3 protein-coding genes and 1 pseudogene are annotated in these 7,309 nt (G+C 33.2%); all 4 read right to left on the bottom strand.

Annotated elements, in window-relative coordinates:
* Nucleotides 1-419: 419 nt before the first annotated feature.
* Entirely contained in the window at nucleotides 420-2,264 is a 1,845-nt protein-coding gene (locus tag CXF67_RS05740; RefSeq protein WP_102087877.1) for a PLP-dependent aminotransferase family protein, read from the bottom strand.
* A gap of 425 nt (nucleotides 2,265-2,689) precedes the next feature.
* Nucleotides 2,690-2,965 (bottom strand): annotated as a pseudogene (locus CXF67_RS05735) (HpaII family restriction endonuclease).
* A 311-nt stretch (nucleotides 2,966-3,276) separates the two neighbouring features.
* The gene (locus CXF67_RS05730) at nucleotides 3,277-6,720 is read right to left on the bottom strand and encodes a DUF3427 domain-containing protein (protein ID WP_102087876.1); all 3,444 of its coding nucleotides are present in this window, start codon (nucleotides 6,718-6,720) and stop codon (nucleotides 3,277-3,279) included.
* Nucleotides 6,713-7,108, bottom strand: a complete 396-nt coding sequence (locus CXF67_RS05725) for a (deoxy)nucleoside triphosphate pyrophosphohydrolase (protein WP_102087878.1) — start codon at nucleotides 7,106-7,108, stop codon at nucleotides 6,713-6,715. The genes CXF67_RS05730 and CXF67_RS05725 overlap by 8 nt, the downstream gene beginning before the upstream one ends.
* Nucleotides 7,109-7,309: the final 201 nt, after the last annotated feature.

Raw genomic sequence — 7,309 nt, 5'->3', positions numbered from 1 at the left:
ATACCAATTTAAACCTATAATGTCGCAATAAATCATTTCTTTTTCGCCTGCTTTTTATTAAAAATAATTACCGTAACTAAGGCTATGCTAATTATTTTTTAACCTCAATTAGTCAAAAAATAATTCAATTTATTTATACGACATTATAAATTTAATTTGGTATTAATTATATGGGATGGTGTTGATCTCGTAACTAATCAGTTTGGGTAGCTTATATAAAATTATAGCTTTAGTTCACGCAAAGCTCACAAGGATAAAAAAAAGAAGCACAAAGTGATAATCACCCTATATTTATGTTTTTAGCCCTTTGCATAAAGCTTAGTAGTCTTTGCGTGTAACTTTTTTAAAAAATCGTAATTCAATTCCTTATCAAAAAAATAGATTTTAAATTTATACTGATTGGTAAATTGAAGTCTAAATTAAAGTTGCTCTACAAAGTCAGAAAAGACCTGTTTATGATGTTCCAAATCCAGATTTGGTGACACAGAAACGCGGGCAATATAATCCTTATCTTCTTCTTTAGTAGTTCCTTGAGTAGAAGTTGCTGGGATGGTCCAGTAACATCCTTTTAACTGCCCATAGCTTACACAGTGCTTACTTTCATTAGGAATTTCACGTATCATCATATCGATGAGTTTTTGATTTAAAGCTCTTTTGTAAGCTTCTCTTTCTTCATCTGTGTTCCCTTTCGTAGGGAGATCCAACGAAAATACGGATGGTGTAAACCCTTGCTCAACCACCTCATCTGGAACAAAATTGATCTTTGCTTCTGGTAGCTCTTTTTTGATAAAATTGACAAACTCACGGGTGTTTATATACGCGTCTGCAATTCTTTTGTTCATAGATGGCAACTGCTCTGCTAAGATTTCCACTTGAAGATCTGTAGCCCCGTTATCGCAAAGTTTAAAATGCTTTTCTATGGCTGGCATTAGATCTTCTGCTTTTTCGTTGGCAACACAGTAACCCGTGGTACATTTTCCACCACTAGGGAATTTCGATCCACTCACGTAGGAGATTGATCGTATAGAAGAGAAAATACCCTCTTTGCTTAAAAATTGAACATTAGGACAAAAAGTTTGGTCCAAGATAAAAACGGGATCAATAGCCAGTTCTCCAGTAGGGGTTTGGCGGGTCTTACTTAAAACCGCTTTTAATTTTTCCAAATCTGGAACTTCAACTCTTGGGTTGGTTGGAATTTCAGCAATAATGTAAGGAATGGCGTCTAACTTAGCCACTTGATCTAGAACTTGATCAGTGCTTTGTACCATATCATTGTCTCGGTCTACGGGTAGATCTAAAATATCTACGTTTTCTATAGCAGCTACCACTCGTCTAGCTTGATCATTGGTCCCTCCATAACAGTTGGGTGGAACAATGATTTTGATGTTTTTTCCTGGATGTTTTTCTTTGGCATCGTCTATAAGCCCCATCATGATCGCGTATTGAACGGATAGTCCACAAGACCCCAATAATACTTTCGACTTGGTTGCGGTAATCTCTTGTACCGATTTGACTACACTTGCTTTGTTCTTTGCTCTATCCCTTTCAACTGGAGTAGAGGGGGATTTCCCGACGAGTTGCTGTAAAGCAGAAAAAGAATCTGCTGGTGTCATGGCTATGGTTTCCCGTCTTCGCACATGTTGAATCTCTGAGATATAACTTTCGCTTTCTTTACTATTGACGAGTATAATACTTCCAAGTGGAGGTTGAACACTAACGTAGAAATCGATTGCAGATGACAGATCGGCACCTCCCATTTTATCATCTTGAGAAATGAAAATAGTACTGCCCCTAAAGTCAGGAATATCGTCTGTATTTTTAACCTGCTTTAATTCAAAGTTATACCCGTAAACATCCTCTAGAGTTTCAAAATCGAAAGCCGGAGGTAAGTCTCCTGTATAGAGGATTTGAGTGTTTTTATGATCGAATACATTCTTTCTGAGGACGGCTAAAACCGGCATCGTCTGAGATGAAAAAGCAATGACCTGTTCTGGTTTTAAATCATGCATATGAGCGATGCCCCATTCCAATACAGAAGATAAAGGATGACCTAAACGAATATAGTCGAAAGCAGTAGGCAATTCACTAAGAGCTGATGTGTCTGAATTCTGAGCTTTATACAAAGCTTCAAACTGATCTATGAATTGGGTTTTAGCCAAACTTTCATCAAAAATATCCAATCGGTGAGTGGTGAGTTTTAACCAGTCTGTTGGCATATTTTTGAGGACTTCTTCTATATAATTAAGCATTTTAGGATCTTGCATCATCTTTTCTTTTAGGAAGGCAAAAATACAGATTTATTAGGCCTCCGCTAAAGGTCTTAACAAGATGTTTTGTCTTCGCAATACAATGCCTTTGAGTTTGTCTTTTAAGGAGGAGCACTACTTATTTTAAAAACTCATCAAATAGTGGATCAGGTCCCCTCTTTCTTAGATTTATAACTAAGGGAAGCCGCTACTATAAAAGCTGGAGTTATAAGTACACCTACTGATGTTTTAATTTCCACAATCTCTTAAAACCCTACGCTAGTGGATATAAATAATAGAATGTTTAAAATACAGAACCCTGTTTTATTGATGTTCATGTGTTAGTTTTTAGCAATGGTTTAGTGGTTTTGGTTAACAGAAGTAGATTTAAGTTGTGATTAGGTCTTATTGTTTGTTCTTCTATAAAATTGCTTTTAACAATATCATTTTGTGTATCTAATATGCGAATTCAATTTGAAATACAATTGATTACCTTCTTTATAAATTTTTCCAAATCCATGTCTAGAAGAACTAGCTGTATCGAGTTTTGTATTGTTGAGCAAATAGTCCTCAAATTAATTTCTATTGAAGAAGTGATAACACAGAACATCTCCGTTTCCTTTAACAATTAAATATCCACCCGTTGCATCATATTGACCTGTGCAAACTTTTGATGGCATCATTCCCAGTGAGACATCGGTTAAATGGGAGGATGTAATCCAACTAAATCTCTGCGTAAGCTTCTATAAAACCGTCTAATTCACTTTCAGTTAAAAATGAATATTTTGGCTCTAAGCCAAATTCAAAAAATTTTACTAATCCTAATACGTCTGTGAAAAGCCTGAAGTGATATAATCTACTAAGCAATTATTAATTGCCTTCATTTTTTCTATAGTTTAAAAAGTTTTTTTCCAAATAGCTATTGTCATCAAAAAAGTAAGAGCATTTATAACCAAATCTTTATTGCTTAATTTATGATTCTATTCTCTACTACTGATTTTAGTAGGTTATAAAATTGACATCCAGTATTTTATCTTTTTAAAATTTCAACAAACTCCCCGACAACTCTCATTCCTAGGGTGCTTTCTTCATTGAGAATGATATCTTCATAAGAGTCATCAATCGAATTTGGTCTTAAAACAATAGATTCGTGTCTATAACTTTCCCCCAAAAACACTTTTTCACTTGAATATGTTTTAATGGTAAAAGCGGAATTGAAATCTTGATCTTGAATATCCATATTTTCTACCAAAACGATTTTCCCGTTTCTACTGCCCGCTGGATTTGCTTTAAATAAGCAGATTGAACCATTCGGGATTACTCTATTCATTGATTCACCAACTATTTTACAAGCAAAATAATCGTTATTTGAATTACTTTTTTCTGGGCCTTCTATTAAGGAAAAATCTTTTTCTGATTGCATTTCACTAAACGTTCCTGCTGCGGCATAAAAATTATAAAATGGGATAGGGTTTAGTAACTCTTTTTCAATATTTGTCGTTCCTACTAGTGGAACAGTTTTTCCATTATTTTCTGAAGAGGAATCTCTTATCTTTCTATTCTCTTGTAAATACGTATAGATAGGAGCTATAACAGGATTTTCTAAATTGAACCGAATTTTTACAACTGGAATCTGTTTCCCTTTATCATTAGTCATTGTGGTTTGTTCAACCTTATTCAATTCTGGACTTACCTCTCCCATATAATAGAAGTCCATCCCTTCATCATTATTCTTTTTGATAAATAATGGGCGACGGATATCACCGTTTTTTCCCAAAATAGATTGAACATCCTTACTATCAATTTTTCTATTGGACTTTGACATCCAATCAAACTCCTTATTGTTCACAAATTCATCTTCATATTTTGTTGACTCAGAAATGTCCTCTTCTTTATGATAATTTACAAAAATTGGGCAATGCGCATTATCAGGAGTAACTAAATAACCTCCTACATTTTGAGCTACAGGGTTCACCGAGACATTTAGTATTCTAAATACATCTTTGCGTGAATATTTTCTATAAAGTACAAATCCATTTTTCCAATTTTGTGGGACAAACAATTTGTCGAACTCATAGATGGAATAATAAGTAGAATCGATAAAATGATTTTTAAAAGTTTCTTGTGTTAAGTAGGACAAAAATGTCTTTGAAAAGATGAAACCCCCATTTTCAATTTTAATAATATCCAAGTCATAAATCTCATTTACTGAAAGCATTTTTCCATCTTCTTTTTCTCTAATAAATTCAAAATTTAAATTAGACATACAAGATTTGATTGTTTCATCCGTTATGGAATAATGATATTTCTTAAAAATCGTTTCTTTAAAATCCGTTATGGATAGTTTTCCTGATTCAATTAATAATTTAATGATTAAACTTTCCTCTACCCTTTTAGAATTGTTTATTTCTTTAGCAAATAGCTCCAAAAGTTTAACCTGTTTTAATGATAATTCTTGGTTGTTTTCTGCCTCAACCTTAAGAACAAAATTATAATACGAATTAGAATAATTCACGAATAAATAGGGGTCTCTAGACCCGTGTTCAATAAAATCCATCATCATCGGAGTTCTACCCAACTTGAATTTTAATAGTTTGTAATCCTTTTTCAAATCGGAGAGCAATTGCATATTCGCAGAATCAATAGATTCAAATATTCTCTCTTTAGTAATTTGGTCAAAATTAATAGTTGAAGCACCTGGAATCATTCTGCTCCCTTCAGTAATTAATTTTCTTAGGGAGTCTTTGTTGTAGGATGTATCACCATACAAAGCAATAGGTATTAAGTAATTGTTTTCATAGTTTCCAATAAAATCAATAACAGTTAAGTACCCCTTTCCTTCGACTTTTCTTAACCCTCTTCCTAGTTGCTGAATAAAAATAATTGCCGACTCTGTAGGGCGCAGCATAACAATCTGATTGATTTTTGGAATATCAATCCCCTCATTAAAAATATCAACCGTAAAAATATAATCTAGCTTTACACCTAAATTATCAGATTCTAATTTCTCAATGGATTCTGCTCTTTCAATTTCAGAACTATCGCCCGTTAAAGCAACTGTCTTATATCCTTTTAGGTTAAACAAAGTGGACAAATCAACTGCTTCTTTTTTTCTTGAACAAAAAATAAGTCCTCGAGTTATTCCGTTATCACTTCCGTAGAATTTTGCCTGTTCAATTACCCTGTCAACTCTTTCACGAGAAGTCAATAAGTTAAAATTCGATTTATGATCAATCTCGTTGTTTTCAATCAATAAATCCGTTACTCCATAATAGTGAAATGAACTAAGCATTTCTTCTTCCATTGCTCTATGCAATCTTATCTCATAAGCGATGTTGTGGTCAAATAATTTAAATATATCGTTGCCATCTGTTCTTTCAGGAGTTGCTGTCATTCCTAAAAGGAACTTAGGTTTAAAATGATCTATTAATCGTAGATATGAATCAGCACCCGACCTATGAGTTTCATCGATGATTATATAGTCGAAATGATCTTTAGAAAAGTTTTCTAAGTGTGTGGACTTCGAGATAGTTTGAATTGTTGAAAACACGAAATCACAATCCAAATCTCTACTTTCACCAGAATATAAGCCCATAGTTTTTCGCTCTCCAAAAACGTTACGAAATGTAGTTAATGAGTCTTTTGCAATGGTTAATCTATGCACCACAAACAATAGCTTTTTCGGATTAAAGGCTTCAGCGTCGAATGCCGATAAATAGGTCTTACCCGTACCGGTGGCGGAGATTATAAGGGCTTTATTCTTATTATTCGCTCTTAGCTTTTTAAGATTCTCCAAGGCTTCTATTTGCATTGAATTTGGAGTTATAATGGCTTCAGATTCAACTAAGCGCTGAAAGTTGTTTTTGGTATTTAAAAGAAATTGATTTTTATATATTTCTTCATAAGACAAAATATATTCGGCAGTTACATGCGTTGCTTTTTCAAAATCAAATTTAAACTCATTCAGTAATTTTTCTACAAGACCACTTTCATCTAAAGCGGAGACTTTAATATTCCATTCTTTATTAGTTGATAAGGCTTGAGCAGTTAAATTGCTACTCCCAACAATGAGATTGAAATGCTCATTATTTTTAAAGATGTACCCTTTTGCATGCGCGTTTCCTGTTGTTGCAATTCTTAGGTCGATATTTTTGAATTGTAGTAATCTTTTTAGTGCTTCAGGTTGCGTGAAGTTTAAATATTGTGAAACTAAAATCTGTCCCTTTATTTCACGACTTTCGAGTTCTTTTAGCTTATTAATTATGGTAGCAACTCCACTTGTTGTTACAAATGCAACAGAGATATAAAATTGATTGCAGTTTTCTAGTTCATGAAGTATTGATGAAAGAACTTTTTTTGGTGGATTTTTTTGATTGACGAGTAGTTCAGGTTGATAGTCTAGATCAGATGAAATGGTTTTATTTACATAACCCGTTTGTAAGCTTTTATTGAAAATTTCGGTTAGCTTATCCATTTATTAGTAATTTGTTTACTATGGGAATATCCGCTGCTGCCCAATCAAGTTTTTTAAGTTCTTTTAGCGTTAGCCACTCTTTAGCTTTATGTTCGTTAAGTGTAAGTTCTTTTGTTTCAACTTCGCAAATAAAACTATGCATAGTCAATTCAAAATCTGGATATTCATGAACAACAGTAAGAAACAATGATTTGATATTTGTTGAAATACATAACTCTTCTAGCAATTCACGTTCCAAAGCTTCCTTTTTTGTTTCACCATGTTCCACTTTCCCGCCGGGAAATTCAAATTTCTCAGAGATATAGGCCAGTTTGTTTTTTGACCTTTGAACGCACAGAATTTCATTCTGAAAAAATATTACTCCAGCAACTACTTCAATCTTTTGCATTACTACTTTTTGTTTTATTCTACTTAATGACAATTAGCTTTGTAAGCACAATAATAATGGTTTATCACAAACTCTTTTAAAGTAAATGAGTTTAATATTTTATCTATCGAGAACACACACTAAAAGCGGCAGTTATAGACACACCTACTAATATTTTAATTTCTAAAAACTCATAAAACCCTATTTTGTTTATTTTCGATT

The organism is Psychroflexus sp. MES1-P1E (assembly GCF_002836055.1).
In the GTDB taxonomy this organism is placed as follows: domain Bacteria; phylum Bacteroidota; class Bacteroidia; order Flavobacteriales; family Flavobacteriaceae; genus Psychroflexus.
Note: the sequence above shows the minus strand (reverse complement) of the source record. Positions and strands in the feature narration are given on the sequence as shown.